At 68.1% G+C, this 13,900-nt stretch carries 14 protein-coding genes; 6 read left to right on the plus strand and 8 right to left on the minus strand.

What is annotated here, in order from left to right; all coding sequences use genetic code 11:
- The first annotated feature begins 83 nt into the window (after positions 1-83).
- The 4 genes from OPF83_RS13970 to OPF83_RS13985 all read left to right on the plus strand — a co-directional run bounded on the left by OPF83_RS13970 (position 84) and on the right by OPF83_RS13985 (position 1,339).
- Positions 84-209, plus strand: coding sequence for a hypothetical protein (locus OPF83_RS13970; RefSeq protein ID WP_264888135.1), 126 nt, complete (start codon positions 84-86; stop codon positions 207-209).
- Positions 210-428: 219 nt separating this feature from the next.
- Entirely contained in the window at positions 429-620 is a 192-nt protein-coding gene (locus OPF83_RS17545; RefSeq protein ID WP_375546269.1) for a hypothetical protein, read from the plus strand.
- 72 nt (positions 621-692) lie between these two features.
- The gene (locus OPF83_RS13980) at positions 693-1,028 is read left to right on the plus strand and encodes a hypothetical protein (RefSeq protein WP_264888136.1); all 336 of its coding nucleotides are present in this window, start codon (positions 693-695) and stop codon (positions 1,026-1,028) included.
- Positions 1,029-1,066: 38 nt separating this feature from the next.
- Positions 1,067-1,339, plus strand: coding sequence for a hypothetical protein (locus OPF83_RS13985; RefSeq protein ID WP_264888137.1), 273 nt, complete (start codon positions 1,067-1,069; stop codon positions 1,337-1,339).
- On the opposite strand, the gene cynS is transcribed toward OPF83_RS13985, so the two are convergent.
- Positions 1,327-1,776, minus strand: coding sequence for a cyanase (gene cynS / locus OPF83_RS13990; protein ID WP_264888138.1), 450 nt, complete (start codon positions 1,774-1,776; stop codon positions 1,327-1,329). The genes OPF83_RS13985 and cynS overlap by 13 nt on opposite strands.
- 47 nt (positions 1,777-1,823) lie before the next feature.
- Positions 1,824-2,681 carry a formate/nitrite transporter family protein gene (locus OPF83_RS13995; protein ID WP_264888139.1) on the minus strand — a complete coding sequence of 286 codons (858 nt, stop codon included), beginning with the start codon at positions 2,679-2,681 and terminating at the stop codon, positions 1,824-1,826.
- A gap of 315 nt (positions 2,682-2,996) precedes the next feature.
- Here OPF83_RS13995 and OPF83_RS14000 point away from each other — a divergent pair, with 315 nt between their 5' ends.
- Complete coding sequence (locus OPF83_RS14000) at positions 2,997-3,962, plus strand: NADP-dependent oxidoreductase (protein ID WP_264888140.1); 966 nt, start codon at positions 2,997-2,999, stop codon at positions 3,960-3,962.
- Positions 3,963-4,229: 267 nt separating this feature from the next.
- Here OPF83_RS14000 and OPF83_RS14005 read toward each other — a convergent pair whose 3' ends face one another.
- Together OPF83_RS14005 and OPF83_RS14010 are read right to left on the minus strand one after the other, a co-directional pair.
- Complete coding sequence (locus tag OPF83_RS14005) at positions 4,230-6,233, minus strand: DUF262 domain-containing HNH endonuclease family protein (protein WP_264888142.1); 2,004 nt, start codon at positions 6,231-6,233, stop codon at positions 4,230-4,232.
- The gene (locus tag OPF83_RS14010) at positions 6,233-7,591 is read right to left on the minus strand and encodes a DUF262 domain-containing protein (RefSeq protein ID WP_264888143.1); all 1,359 of its coding nucleotides are present in this window, start codon (positions 7,589-7,591) and stop codon (positions 6,233-6,235) included. Before OPF83_RS14010 ends, OPF83_RS14005 begins: the two co-directional genes overlap by 1 nt.
- A 172-nt stretch (positions 7,592-7,763) precedes the next feature.
- Between OPF83_RS14010 and OPF83_RS14015 the strand changes: the two genes are divergently transcribed.
- Entirely contained in the window at positions 7,764-10,382 is a 2,619-nt protein-coding gene (locus tag OPF83_RS14015) for an ATP-dependent DNA ligase (protein ID WP_264888145.1), read from the plus strand.
- Between the two features lie 55 nt (positions 10,383-10,437).
- Here the strand turns inward: OPF83_RS14015 and OPF83_RS14020 are convergent, their stop codons facing one another.
- The 4 genes from OPF83_RS14020 to OPF83_RS14035 form a co-directional block, all read right to left on the minus strand.
- Complete coding sequence (locus OPF83_RS14020) at positions 10,438-12,150, minus strand: CotH kinase family protein (RefSeq protein ID WP_264888147.1); 1,713 nt, start codon at positions 12,148-12,150, stop codon at positions 10,438-10,440.
- A complete protein-coding gene (locus tag OPF83_RS14025) occupies positions 12,150-12,827 on the minus strand; it encodes a DUF4956 domain-containing protein (RefSeq protein ID WP_007633449.1) in 678 nt (225 codons plus the stop codon). Before OPF83_RS14025 ends, OPF83_RS14020 begins: the two co-directional genes overlap by 1 nt.
- 27 nt (positions 12,828-12,854) lie before the next feature.
- Positions 12,855-13,607 carry a polyphosphate polymerase domain-containing protein gene (locus tag OPF83_RS14030; protein WP_264888149.1) on the minus strand — a complete coding sequence of 251 codons (753 nt, stop codon included), beginning with the start codon at positions 13,605-13,607 and terminating at the stop codon, positions 12,855-12,857.
- Positions 13,608-13,766: 159 nt separating this feature from the next.
- On the minus strand, positions 13,767-13,900 hold a 134-nt coding region (locus OPF83_RS14035), incomplete at its 5' end, for an ATP-binding protein (RefSeq protein ID WP_264888154.1).

The following is a 13,900-nucleotide window of genomic DNA, read 5'->3' on the forward strand; positions in this document are numbered from 1 at the left end:
ACAGGCTATGCCTCACGCCGCCCCAACAGACGCCGTGGTCTGCGCAAAGCAGGTCTGCAGATCGCCGCTCGCACCTATCGGATGTGGACCTCCCCCGGCGGCCGGTGGACCTGGTCGACCTCACCGCCACCTACGTCGGCGACGATCTGGGCACCACGACCCTCATCGGCGTCTCGTACGTGACCGAGGACGGCACGGTCATCCAGTGATATGACCACCTCGCCGTCGTCCCCCACGCCCTGAACGGCGAGCTGTATCCCGGCGGCACCGCCACCACGCCCCAGATCGGAGCGCATGACCGCCTGGACCACCCGCGCAGAGACCGACGCCGACATCCCCGCGATCCGCGACATCATCCTGCGCGCTTTTCACACTGCCTCCGAGGCCGACCTCGTCGACGCCCTCCGCCCCTGGACGCGGCTCAGGCGATGGGCGAGAAACTCGTCGTGGTGCTGGGCCATGCCGGCTACTACCCACGATTCGGCTTCCGCCGCGCCTCCAGCTTCGGCATCCGCGCGTCATTTGACGCCCCCGACGAGGCGTTGATGGCCCTGCCCCTCGACGACTCCCCTGCCGTCCCGGGCGGCGTCATCCGCTATCCCGCGGCATTCGGAGTATGACCGCGCGCAGTCGCGGCGACCGCGGGACCGTGAGGGCGGGGTGACCTCGTCGTCGTCGTAGGCTTGGCGACCATGTCTGCGACCGCGGACCTACACCAGGAGCTCGACGCCGCCCGGGACCGGTTCGAGCAGTACCGCGTCTCCGTAAGCGCGGCGTTCGACGATCGGCCCGCAGGCGAGCTGTCCCAGGCCGTCGAGGCGGTGCTGCCGGACCTGGCGTTCCACGAGGGACAGGCGGTCGCAGCGGCAGTGGCTCTGGACCGATTGGCCGCCGGCGCCGATCTGGCCGCGGTGATCCGGGCACTGGATCTGCTGCTCCTCGAGCAGCAGGCCGCGCGGCGCAGCCTGGACTTCATGTCCGGCGTGGCCCGGGTCCTCGTCAACGTGAGGCGGCGCGAGGCGGGTTAACCGGGTGGCGCGGCGGGTAGTCGGGCGGGGGCGGCGGCATGGCGAGGCGGCTGCACGCCCAGTTCGAGCTCCTCGCCCCTCTCCTGGCCCGCGAGGGCGTCGATGTGTGGACCGCGACCGTCGCCGACCTCGACGCCGGAATGGAACGCGCCAAGCAGCGCCACGCAGCCGCCGTCGCCCGGGTCCGCGCCGTCCTGAACGCCCACTCCAGTTTCTGGCTCGACACGTACCGCCAGAACTACACCAGCACGCCCGGCGGCTGCGGCCGCCGGGCGTTCGTCGTGTTTGTTGTTGATCGTCACCACCGATAGTCGAGGAACTTTCCGTCGAGGGTGATCACCACCCGGTCCCCATCGGGGTCCGGCCGGCGCTGAAAGTCGACCTGGAAGTTGATCGCGCTCATGATGCCGTCCCCGAACTCCTCGTGGATGAGGGCCTTGAGCGCCGGACCGTACACCGCCAGCGCCTCGGTGAGCCGGTAGATGGTCGGGTCCGCCATCTGATCCGGCGGCGTCCCGCGGCTGGGCTGCAGGGCCAGGCTCTCGGCGACATCCTCACCCAGGCCGAGCAGTTCGCAGACCGACCGTGCCTGCTGGGCCGTCATCGGATGTTGGCCCAGCAACGCGGCGGTGGTCCACACCAGTGGGGCGCCCAGGTGCTCGGCCAACTCCGACCACGTGCGGCCCTGGCGGATACGCGCGGAGTCGACGAGGGCGGCGGCGTCGCGCTTGGACATGATCGGGTTCACGGGGGATTCCTCCTGGTGGGGTGTGGTCGCGGTGAGGGTCGGCCGGGTCAGGCCGGGGCGCCGGTGGGTTCCACGTCGGCCTGGGCGGACTCGGGCTTCAGCGGCCGCCGCGCCTTGGTACGGGCGTGGGTGACGTACAGGGTCAGGCCCACGAAGAGCAGGCCGCCGACCAGGTTCCCGGCGACCGTGGGGATCTCGTTCCACACGAGGTAGTCGCTCAAGGAGAAGTCGCCGCCCAACATGAGTCCGGTCGGGAACAGGAACATGTTGACCACCGAGTGCTCGAAGCCCATGTAGAAGAACAGCATCACGGGCATCCACATGGTCAGTGCCTTGCCGCTGACGCTGGTGGACATCATGGCGGCGACCACGCCGGTGGAGACCATCCAGTTGCACAGCACGCCACGGAAGAACAGGGACGCCATCCCGGCCGCGCCGTACTCCTTGTAGCCCAGGGTCCGCGCCTCGCCGATCTCCCCGAGGCGCTGGCCCACCTCGTCGGGCGCGACGTTGAACCCGTAGGTGGTGATGAACGCGATGAGGAACGCCACCGTCAGCGCACCGGCGAAGTTGCCGACGAAGACCAGGCCCCAGTTGCGGAGCATCCCGCCGACCGTGACGCCTCTGCGCTTGTCGAGCAGGGCCAGCGGTACCAGCGTGAACACGCCGGTCAGGAGGTCGAAGCCGAGCAGGTACAGCAGAATGAACCCGACGGGGAACAGCACCGCCCCGAGCAGGGCGCTGCCCGTCTGCACGGTGACCGTCACGGCGAACGCCGCCGCCAACGCCAGTATCGCCCCGGCCATGAAGCCGCGGATCAGGGTGTCGCGGGTGGACATGTGAACCTTCTTAGCCCCGGCGTCGATCATCGCCCGGGTGAAGTCCTCTGGTTGAACGTAGGACACGTCGTCTCCTCCAGCTCTGCGGTAGCCGCGCTAATGAACTGGACCAAGTCTGAACGCGCATTGTGTCGTGGCCGTTTCGCCGCGGCATCGGTCGGTAACCGTCGGCTCACTGGACGGCGGGCGTGCGGTGAGGGGCCGGCGAGGGGCCCGACCGGTGAGCGGCCAGGGTGAACTCGTCGTCGTCGACATCTCCCCAGGCCCGTCGCTCGCGGCGGCACCGCCCTGCCGGCGTGGTTAGGCTGCACGACAGAAGTCACTCGTGCCAACTACCCAGCGGACCGGCCCACCCTCGCCGGTCTGCGGGAAAGAGGAACAATGACCGTCTCAACCGCCTCCGTCCGCGCCGTCGGAGTAACGACCTACGGTGGCCCCGACGCCCTGCAGGTCGTGGAAGTCCCCAAGCAGGAACTCGGCCCCACCGAAGTCCGGGTGCGTGTCACCGCCGCGACCGTCAACCCCACCGACACCTACACGCGCAACGGCTCCCGCTCGAAGACCGGAACGCCGCGCGGAGCCGCGGACGTCCCCGGCATGGACATCGCCGGAACACTCATCGAGATCGGCGAGGACGCCGACACGTCCCTGTCCGTGGGCGACCGGGTCATGGGCATCGTGGTCCCCCGCGACGACCACGGTGCGTACCGCGAGGACATCGTCCTGCCCGCCCGGTCGATCACCGCCGCGCCCCGCAATGCCGACGACATCGCCGCGTCGACGCTCCCGATGAACGGCCTCACCGCCCGGCGCGCCCTCGACCTGCTGGCGCTGAAGCCCGGCCAGGTTCTCGCGGTGACCGGGGCGGCGGGCTCGACCGGCGGATACGTCATCCAGCTGGCCAAACACGTCGGCCTCATCGTGGTCGCCGACGCGTCCGAGGCGGACGAGGAGCTCGTGCGGTCACTCGGCGCCGATCAGATCGTGCGGCGCGGCGAGGGCGTCGCCGACCGCATCCTCGAGCTCTACCCCGACGGCGTCGACGGCCTCTTCGACGGATCCGTGCAGGAGGCCGCCGTGCTCCCCGCGGTCAAGACCGGCGGTGGGGTAGCGACGGTGCGGTGGTATCGGGGCGACGGAAAGCGCGACCTGCGGGTCCATGCCGTGAGCGTGGTCGACATGGCGGAGGAACAGGAAAAGCTCGACGAGTTGCGGCAGCTGGCCGAGGACGGCGTGCTCACCCTCCGGTTGGCGGACAGCTACGCGCCCGAGGACGCGTGGCGGGCCCACGAACGACTCGAAGCCGGCGGGACTCGGGGGCGGCTGGTCATCGACTTCACACGGTGACACGGACCGGGCTGGCCGGTGGGCGGGAGCTTGCCAGCCAACCGGCACCCACCTCGAGTCCGACCACGGGCCCCGACAAGCCCAGCGTCGAGACGTCGGTGACCACCGCCGAGGCATGAGCCACCCTCGGCAGGCACGCACCGAGGCCGGCTCTCGGTAGACGAACCACAGCCGCCCGCGCCCCGTCGGCCGGTCCCGCGCACGATGCGCGGGACCGGCCGCCGGCTGTGCGGACCCTCGTCGTCGTCACCTCTCCCGAACGGTGACCTAGCCTCCGCCCAGCTGCGCGAGGTCGTCATTGAGAATCGTGACCATCTCCCGATGGTGCTTCTCGATGGAATCCCCGTCCCACACCCCGTCGTTCTCTCTAACCTCATCAGCCATCAGCGTGAGCTTCGGACTCTGCTTGATGATGCCTTCCTTGCGCACCTTGGTCGCCGGCAGCTCATTGCTGAACTTCGAGTTGGCGCTCACGCTGACCAGGGCAAGGTTGCCGAAGAGATGAAGCCGCGGATCATCCCCGGCCAGCGCATCCCAGCCCGTGTTGTCGCGGTTAGCGTACTGCGGGAAGAAGTGCTCCACCGAGTTGCGGAACTGGAACTCGAACTTCGGATCCCGGGCACTGTCCGGGCCATAGCCCTGGGCGAGGAGATAGTCCAGGTAGGTGTACACGATCCGCTCGATGGCAAAGCCCACCGGACCGGACTCGGTCGGCATCGACTCGCGGACCTTGCCACGGATGAAGGTGCGCAGCTCGTCGGCGACCAGACGGCCCACCTGCTGGCGGGGCAACGCGGGATCGACAAGCCGCAGCACGTGAGTGATCCAGTGCATGGTCCTCGGCGAGGTATACGTGACGCGGAGGAGCGACTGGAGGAGGAGCACGTCGCGGGTCTGGTCCCCTGCCGCCGCCTCGACCTGGTCGTCGGACTCCTCCCCCGTCGGCGAGAACGCGCGAGGGTACCTCGGGCTGACCTTGCTTCTCTCGCCGGAACCACTCCGCTCGCCCCTCGCGAGTCGCTTGAGCGACCACGCGCCGTCCTCCACGTGGGTGCCCACGAACTCCCGCTTGAGAACGGCGTTGTCCAGGACGAACTTGCACCGCAGCAACGTCTCCATGAACGTCTTCACGCGGTCGGCCCGCCGTTCGGTGTTTCTGAACTCATCGTCGAAGAGCCGAACCAGCTTGGAATCGTCCAGGCGACCGTCATCCTCGTCGTCGTCCCCCGCGCGAGCGTGCATCACCTTGAGGGCGTGCAGAAGCAGGCTGGGAAAGCGGATCGGCGACTCGAATCGCTGGGTCTCCTGCAGTTCCGTCGCGGGCTCGTCCTTAGTGTGCGCATAGCCCCTAATCGCCTCAGAGAGGGCCACGGATTCCACGCTCGTCGCATCCGCGGTCCTCTGCTGGCCGCGGACCTCCACCAGTGCGTCGAACCGCGCCACCTCGAGTCCGTCCCAGTCCCGTCCGAAGATCGCCGCACGGAGATCCGTGTCACCCGGCGTCAACGCCATCTGGATGTAGCGATCCATGTCCGCGCAGGCGTCCCAGATCCACGCGAGGCACGCGCGCTGGCGCTCGGTGAGATCCGCGTCTGCCGAAACCCCCGAGCTGACGGATCCGAGATAGCTCATGAGCCGGGCCTTGACGATGTCCACCTGCTCGAGCTGCTGACCGCGGGTGTTCATCACCTCGAAGTACCTGTTGAGGTCGGTGTCCCCGGGAAGCGCTGCTCGCACCACGCAGACCTGCTCGAGAAGGAAACGCGCGAAATGCCCCAGGTCGGCGCCTGCGTTCCTCAGTCGCGCGAGCCCCTCCTTGAGCTGCTTGTACCCGGTGAGGATTCCGGACCCCTCGTCCTCCTCGGAATCCGAGAGGTTCTGCAGCGCTTGGGAAGCGGCCCGCCGCGATGCGTAGGTCAGTTGAGCGGTGGCCTCGAGGTCGCGACCGCCGAGCCCCTCCGCCTCCAGGGATTCTCGATTCAGCCGATGCAGGAGCATGAACAACGTCGTGAGTCGCTGCTGGCCGTCGACCACCTCGTACGTGGTGACGTCTTCGCTGTCGTGCTCGGACTTCGGGGCCACGATGAGATTGCCCAGGAAGTAGTCGCCGACGTTGCTCGTCGATGCGTTCCAGATGTCATCGAGGAGCTGGTCGATCTGCTCTTTGCCCCACGCGTAGTTCCGCTGATAGATGGGGATCTCGTAGTGCACGCCCTGTTGGCCGAAGAGCTCTTTGACCGTCAGCAGTTCAGGCGTCAGTTGATTGGTCATCATGCCCCCAGGCGTTCGAGAAGAGTGCGGAGTTCCTTCATGTGGTCGGGCCGGTCCTGTCGCTCCAACGGTCCCATTACGAGGCGGCGCAGATCCTCCGGCCGTTCGGCATTACGCAGAAGTCCGAAGGCAGAAGCGTTCTCGTCCGTGCTGCGTGCGTGATTATCGACCGATGTCAATTGCACCCGTATCAAAGCGGTCCGGAGGCTATAGGACCACCGGAAAAGCCGGCGTTTCGCTTCAGAGAGATCGTGGTCGCCGAACTTGTTCGTGTAATAGAGCAACGCGGCGAGGTATAGCTCGGACACGTACCGAAACTTCGCCTTGGCTGGTTGTTCGTCGAACTCCACCGACGACGAGACGAAATTCTCCCATTCCGGCTCCGTGAATCCATCGCGGCGCAAGTGCTTCACCTCGTCCAGCATGAACGAGACCATCTCGAAGAACGGGCGGCCCGCCTGCACGGGTGCCTCCAACTGAAAGCGGGTCCGTAGCCCGTCCCGGTCGGACGGGGTGGTGTCCGCGGACCATGCCGTCAGCACCGGGACGACGGACTGAGCCGCGCGGTGATAGCGGGCCATCGGGGAGCTCGCGGCCCTTGCCGTCACTCCCTTGAACTCATCGACGTGGTCGGCGCTGAACGCCGGCGCCGACATCCCCCGCGACCACCTCCGGATCCGCCACAGGTAGGTGGAGAAGAGGCGATCCAGGTCCCCGTCCGGGACGGCCTCCCACGCCTCGACCAGGGCGACCATCATGAGGCTGGATTCTCCGCGGATCTCCCGCAGGTGATAGGCCTTGAGCAGGTCGTGTGGCAGGAGGGACTTCCCGCGATAGTTCTGGGAATCGAAGACCCGGAACGCCTCGTCGGCGTCATTCGTCTCGATCCGCATCACCACGCAGTTGTCGCGGATGAAGGCGGCGAGCCGGCTCCGGTCGTCGTCGATCGCGCTGACGCGGCTGGCGAGTTCCCGCCAGACCTTCGTGATCGGTGCGGCCGGGTCGGCGCGGTCCCAGGTCTCGCGATCGACGGCATGCGGGTCCGGCTCGTCGAGAAGCTTCAGCAGCATCGTCAACGTGAGGAGCCGCTGCTGACCGTCCACCACGTCCGGAGAATGGGCGCGATCCTCTCGGTGGAGGATCACCGCACCCAGCACGTATGAGGTCTCGAACGCCCTGTCGTCATTCGTCGCCCCGCTTACGGTCTGGTGGAATGCCGAGCGAATATCGTCGAGTAGTTGCGTGGCCGTCTCCGGCTTCCACCGATAGGGCCGCTGATAGGGCGGGATGCGCAGATCCTCCGCGAGCAGTTCTCGAATTGTCACGCGCTTCACGCCGTGCTCGCGACTGATGGCCACGCGGCCCCCTTCTTAATTGACGTCCGTGAACATCTCACTTTATGTGCCGACTGTTCACGCTGTTACTCCGGATATGGTTCGTTCGACGAACCAGTAGTCCGCCTGCTCCCGCAAGCAGCGTCCGCGCGCCGAGCCGGTCGCCAGTGTCCGAGTCGGATGCAAGAGTGGTCCCATGGCGACTAAGGGGCAGAAGGAGTCGGTGAAGGTCGACGGGCGGACCGTGCGGTTCACCCACGCCGACAAGGTGCTCTACGAGGCCACCGGCACCACCAAGGCCGATGTGCTGGAGTACTACCAGGCCGTCGCGCCGCTGCTCCTCACCTACGCCGGCAACCGGCCCGTCACCCGCAAGCGTTGGCCCGAAGGCACCGGCGAGGACTCGTTCTTTGAGAAGAACCTGCCCTCCCACGCCCCTGACTGGGTGCCGCGCGTCGCGATCGAGCACTCCTCCCGCACCGTCCGCTACCCGGTGCTCGACTCCCCCGCCACGCTCGCCTGGTTCGCGCAGCAGGCTGCCCTCGAGCTGCACGTGCCGCAGTGGGCCCTGGAGAACGACGAGCCTGGCCGGACGCGCCGGATCGTGATCGACCTCGATCCGGGCGAGGACGTGGATCTGGATACGACGGCGAAGGTGGCCCTGCGCGTCCGGGATCTCCTTTCCGAGGCGGGGCTCGACTCCTTCCCCGTGACCTCCGGGTCCAAGGGCATCCATCTCTACGCCCGTCTGGATAAGGCGGTCACCGCCGCCAGCGCCTCCAAGGTGGCCAAGCAGATCGCGCAATCACTGGCCAAGCAGACCCCCGACCTGGTCACCGCCACCATGAAGCGCTCCATCCGCGACGGCAAAGTGTTCGTCGACTGGAGCCAGAACAGCGGCGCCAAGACCACCGTCTCCCCCTACTCACTGCGCGGCCGGGCCGAACCGTGGGTAGCGGCGCCCCGCTCGTGGGAGGAACTCGGCGACGGCGGCCTGGCGCACCTGCACTGGGACGAGGTGTTGAAGCGACTGGACTCCGACGGCGACCTCCTCGACGGGCTCGAAGGCACGGCCAAGAACGGCGGCTCGGCCAAGAAGAAACCCGCCACAAAGACGACGGCGAGAAAGGCCACCGCCAAGAAGTCGGCGTCGTCATCCAACTCGGCATCGCGAGCCACGAAATCGGAGGGCGGCAAGAAGAGCTCGTCGTCGTCAGATGACGAGGACCCCGAGCCCGCCGACACCAGCTCGACCGACGTCGAGGGCTGCGACGCCGGCCCCACCAGCGCCGACGCCGTGGTGACGAGTCTCGAGGAGTACCGCCGCAAGCGGGATCGCCGGAAGACGCCGGAGCCGTTCGAGGGTGAGGTCGAAACCGATCGCTCAGGAGGCGACGGACCGATCTTCGTCATCCAGGAGCACCACGCCCGCCGCCTGCACTTCGACCTGCGGCTCGAGCACCACGGCGTCCTGGCCTCGTGGGCCGTGCCCAAGAACCTGCCGACCGAGCCCAAGGACCGGCGGCTCGCGGTGAACACCGAGGACCACCCGCTGGGCTACGAGACGTTCGAGGGCACCATCCCCAAGGGCGAGTACGGCGCCGGGCACATGACCATCTGGGACCGCGGCACCTACGAGTGCGAGAAGTGGCGCGAGGACGAGATCATCGTGTGGCTCGACGGCGAGAAGGTGTCCGGCCGGTACGTCCTGGTGCGCACGAGCGCCGAGAAGAACCAGTGGATCGTGCAGTACATGAAGGACCAGTCGCCGGACTCCTACTACGGTGGCCGCGACAACCCCAAGTCGTCGTACCCGGAAGGCGACAAGCGGGCGCGGGGGTCCCGCGACTCCGACAGTGCCTCGCGCCCGGACGCTCCCCCACTGCCGATGATCCCCACGGCCGCCGAGGTCACCGGACTCCCCGACGACACGTGGGCGTTCGAGGGAAAGTGGGACGGCTACCGCGTGACCGTGGCGACCAGCGGCGCCGGCGGGCAGTCGCGTCTGGTCAGCCGCAACGGCAACTCCATGGACCGGCTGACCGACGGGTTCCCAGGGCTGGCCGATGCGCTCGACAAGCCCGCAGTGATCGATGCCGAGTTGGTGGCGCTGGACCCCGCGGGCGTCCCCGACTTCGCCTCGCTGGCGAAGCAGGCCGCCGCCGAGGGCAAGGACCCATCTCTCCCGCCGGTGGAACTGTTCGTCTTCGACGTGCTGGAGGTCGACGGCGTCGACCTGCGATCGCAGCCGTGGGAGCGGCGCCGTGAGGTGCTGGACCTGCTCGCGCCGGCCTTGCGCTCGGTCGACCGCGTGCACGTGCCCGACGTCCTCGACGGCCCCGGTGACCGCGCCCTGGCCGAGGCTGAGGAATACGGCTGGGAAGGCATCGTCGCCAAGCGCCGCGACTCAAAATACGAGTCGGGCCGGCGGTCAAAGGCGTGGCTCAAGCAGAAGCTGCTCACCACCACCGAGGCCGTCGTCGGCGGCTGGCGGCCCGGCAAGGGCGGACGCTCAGGCTCACTGGGCTCCCTGCTGTTGGGCCTGCCCGCCGAAACCGGCCTCGTCTACATCGGCCGCGTGGGCACCGGTTTCACCGACAAGCAGGCCCGCGCGCTGCTCGAGGAGCTCGAGCCCCTGAAGCGCAAGACCAGCCCCTTCGTCGAGCAACTGCCCGCCGACGCCCGCCGCGACGCCATCTGGGTCCTGCCCAAGATCGTCGTCGAGGTCCGCCACCAGGGCTTCACCGACGACGGCCACATGCGCCAACCCTCCTGGCGCGGCATCCGCCGCGACAAGCTGCCCGGCGATCTGTAGCGGCCGCGCGCCTGCGGGGCGGGCGCGTAGCGAGCGCCCGCCCCGCGTGCGGCATCTACACGGCCTGCTTCTCCGCCAGCGCCGCCGTCCGCTGGTCGATCCAGGTGCGGAGCGTCGCCGCGTCTGCCTCGAGCGTGGCGCTGTCGACCTCGTCGCTCAGCGGGAACTGCTGCAGCACGCGGTCGAGCGTCTGTCCCGCCAGGCCGCTGCCGTAGACCTGGTCGTACAGCCGCCAGTAGGTCTGCTCGTAGAGTTCGGTGAACGCGTCGGACTCGAGGAACCGCGTCTTGAGCGGGTGATCCATCGACGGGCCGCCGCGGCCGCCGCGCTCGCCGTCCGGGTTCTCGCTTGACTGGTTCTCGCCGGCCTGGCCGCCTGCGTTCCCACCGTCACCGGGCGGTCCGTCCATCGGCATGCCTGCCGGGGGCTCCATCCCGGCGGGAGGCTCCATTCCGTCCGGCGGTTCCACGCCATCGGGCAACTCCATCCCGGCAGGAGGCTCGGCGCCGGAGGGGCCACCCATACCACCGCGCCCGCCCATCGACACGGTGTCGTGCGGGCCGGCGGTCGCATCCCCGCTCATCGCCATGTTGAGGTCCCAGGACACCACGGTGAACTTCTCGGTCCCGAGGTCGTACCAGAGGTAGTAGTTCTGTCCGGGGCCGGACATGTCGTCGGAGTTCGACAGCAGATTCTGCGTGGCCACGTACTCGGCGAACGACTCCACATCGATCCACTGGTCGAGTTCAGCGGCGAACTCCTCGTCGCTCGCCGACTCCACCCACCGCAGGAGGTCGATGATCGGCTGCATGGTGCCGTCGCCCTCGGCGTTGACCTGAGTGAACTGGTCGGAGTAGTCCGACTGGTCCTCGCCCACGTACTCGAACCGTGAGTTCGCGTCCGCCTTGTACAGGTAGCCGGGGCCGTCGAACGCCGCGGACGTGTACCCGTCGTCTGGGTGCTCCAACACCAGCCGCGAGGTGGTGGGGCCGTCGTTGACCGAGTACTCGCTGTACGTGTACCGCTGCGTGGCCTGCCCGGTCACCTCGGTCAGCTCCAGCGCGACGGCCTCGTTGAGCACCGGCGTGCCCGGGCGCACCGACAGCTCGGTCATCCCCTGGTACGCGCGGCCCTCGTAGTTCTTGTCGAAGCTGATGAGCAGGGGTAGCGACGCCGGATCGTCGGCCGAGATCCCGGCATCCATTCCGGGCACCGCCATGCCGCCGGGCGGGCCCTCCGGCAGTTCCGCGTTCTCCGGCATCGGCGGCATCCCCTCGGGCAACTCCATCCCCTCCGGCATCGCTGGCGGCCCGCCATCACCGGGCCCAGCACCACCGCGCCCCTGGCCGCCGGGACCGGCATCCTCGCCGCGGAGGCCCATGAGCGTCGAGTTGCCCTTGAGCCGCACGGCGACGTCGTTGATGAACTCACCGTCGATCGTCAGATCTGCTGTCACCCAGTTCTTGTCGCCGTTGCGCTCGAACGCGTCGATCATCTCGGCGTACTCCACGTCGTCGATCTCCAGGTGGATCTCGTGCGCCACGTCGGGATCGAACAGCTCCACCGTGCCGGTCACGTTCTCGGTGATGGGCGAGGCGATCACATCCGCGTCGGCGGTGATGTACGGCCGGACGCGGGTGTCGCCCAGGACGAGGACGACGACGACGAGCGCCGCCACACTCACTGCCAGCAGCTTCCAGTGTTGTCGCAAGGACAGGGGCACACGGTGCCTGAGCCGACGCCGCGGCGTGGTCGGGTCGGCGGCCATCACAGGTCCGTCTGGTCGTACCCGGTCAGGACGGTGACGCGCTGGCCGGAGTTGACCTGGTTGAGGGCGGCGATGAGGTCGGCGGAGCTGCTGCCCTTCTTGAGCTGGGCGGTGTAGTTGAGCTCGGTGAGCGCGCCGCCGCGGGCGGATTCAGTGGAGACCAGCTCGAAGTCGGTGCAGTGCGCCACGAGGGCGTCCTCGACGAGCGCGTGGTACTCGGCCCCCGGCGGGACCTGCACCTTGACCACCTGCCGCTGGACGTCGAGCGTGAACCAGTTGAAGCGGTGCATCAGGACGATCACCAGGCAGATCGCGACAGTGGCGGCAATGGCGAGCAGGTAGAAGCGGGTGCCGGCGGCCATGCCCACGGCCATCGCCAGGAAGATGAAGCCCACGTCGCGGGTCTCCTTGATGGCGTTGCGGAAGCGCACCACGGACAGGGCACCGACAAGCGCGAACGCGCGGGCGATGTTGGAGCCCACCACCAGCATGATCATCGCGATCACCATGGTCACGATCACGAGCGTCTGCACGTAGGACTGGCTGTACGAGACGTTGCGGTGGGTGTGGCGGTAGACCCACCCGATGATCGAGGCGAGGACGAAGGACAGCGAGAGCGCGATCGCCACGTCGAAGGCGGTGAAGGTCCCGCTGAGGTCTTGGAAGTCGAAGTTCATTGCTTTCCTGGTTCTGGTGTACGGGTGTCAGAGGGCGGCGAGTTCAGGGGCGCCGTGTATCGAGCGCGGGGCCAGTCCGAACGTCTCGACCGACCGGCAGTACTTGGAGATCCGCACGACGTTCAGGTCGAGCCGGGCCGCCAGGTCGGTGGCCCAGTACGGGACCCGCTCGTTGGCCTTGAGCTCGACGATCGCGAGCTTGGGCGGGATGATGAACCGGTTCTCGGCGCCGGAGGCGAAGTGGAAGTCACGGTCCCGGCCGTGCACGCGGTGGTCGATCGTCACGCGCAGGCCGGTGTCCGACCCGCGACCCACGAACGCCTCGCGCAGGTAACCGGTCGTGGCCACGGGCCGCAGGTCCAGGCTCGAGACCAGCCCGCTGACCTCGTTGACGAAGCCCTGGTGCTCGGGCGCGCACTGCGGGCGTCGGAGCTCGTCCAGCCACTCGCGTGCGACGCCGTACGGCAGCGGCATCCGTCGCTTCTGCGTGACCCGGTTGACGCGCTGCTTGATCTCCACGTGGACCGTCGACTCATCGGTGCACTCGGCCGGGTCACCGTAGAGCCGCAGCCGCAGCTTGCGGCGGAACTTAAGGCCCTCGATTTTCTCCCAGTAGAACAGCAGCCTGTCGGAGTCGTAGTAGAGCGAGGCCACCGGGTATCCGCCGCGTGGCGAGTGCGGGTCGGTGTCCATTCGGGCGGCCAACTCCTCGCGGAGGGCTGGCACGTCCTTCTCATCGATGAGGTACTTGATCTCGTACCGGTTGAAGGCATGAGCCATGTTCGGCGACTCCTCTCCCGTCCCCCGCGCCGGCGGTGGATCCCGCCGGCGCAGACGGGCTCTGTCTGACTGTGAAGTCAGTACAGCGGGTGAACTGTCGGGAACGCTCCGGTGAAGCTGGCAGTTGCCTGGCAACTGGTGTCGGTGGTCGCCGCCGCGTCAGTCCCGGGCGCGCGGCAGCCGCACCCGGAATGTCGCACCCCGCCCCGGGCTGGTGTCGACCCCCACCGTCCCGTGGTGCGCCTCGACGAGAGCCTGCACTATCGCCAGCCCGAGCCCGCTGCCGCCGGTCG

Origin of the sequence: Dietzia sp. NCCP-2495, from assembly GCF_026011735.1 — a bacterium.
In the GTDB taxonomy this organism is placed as follows: domain Bacteria; phylum Actinomycetota; class Actinomycetes; order Mycobacteriales; family Mycobacteriaceae; genus Dietzia.

Bases quoted from the DNA above. Each gene is read 5' to 3' on its own strand.
- OPF83_RS14000 (WP_264888140.1), top strand. From the start codon at position 2,997: ATGACCGTCTCAACCGCCTCCGTCCGCGCCGTCGGAGTAACGACCTAC.
- OPF83_RS14030 (WP_264888149.1), bottom strand. From the start codon at position 13,607: ATGGCTCATGCCTTCAACCGGTACGAGATCAAGTACCTCATCGATGAG.
- OPF83_RS17545 (WP_375546269.1), top strand. From the start codon at position 429: ATGGGCGAGAAACTCGTCGTGGTGCTGGGCCATGCCGGCTACTACCCA.
- OPF83_RS14005 (WP_264888142.1), bottom strand. From the start codon at position 6,233: ATGACCAATCAACTGACGCCTGAACTGCTGACGGTCAAAGAGCTCTTC.
- OPF83_RS14020 (WP_264888147.1), bottom strand. From the start codon at position 12,150: ATGGCCGCCGACCCGACCACGCCGCGGCGTCGGCTCAGGCACCGTGTG.
- OPF83_RS13985 (WP_264888137.1), top strand. From the start codon at position 1,067: ATGGCGAGGCGGCTGCACGCCCAGTTCGAGCTCCTCGCCCCTCTCCTG.
- OPF83_RS14025 (WP_007633449.1), bottom strand. From the start codon at position 12,827: ATGAACTTCGACTTCCAAGACCTCAGCGGGACCTTCACCGCCTTCGAC.
- OPF83_RS13980 (WP_264888136.1), top strand. From the start codon at position 693: ATGTCTGCGACCGCGGACCTACACCAGGAGCTCGACGCCGCCCGGGAC.
- OPF83_RS14015 (WP_264888145.1), top strand. From the start codon at position 7,764: ATGGCGACTAAGGGGCAGAAGGAGTCGGTGAAGGTCGACGGGCGGACC.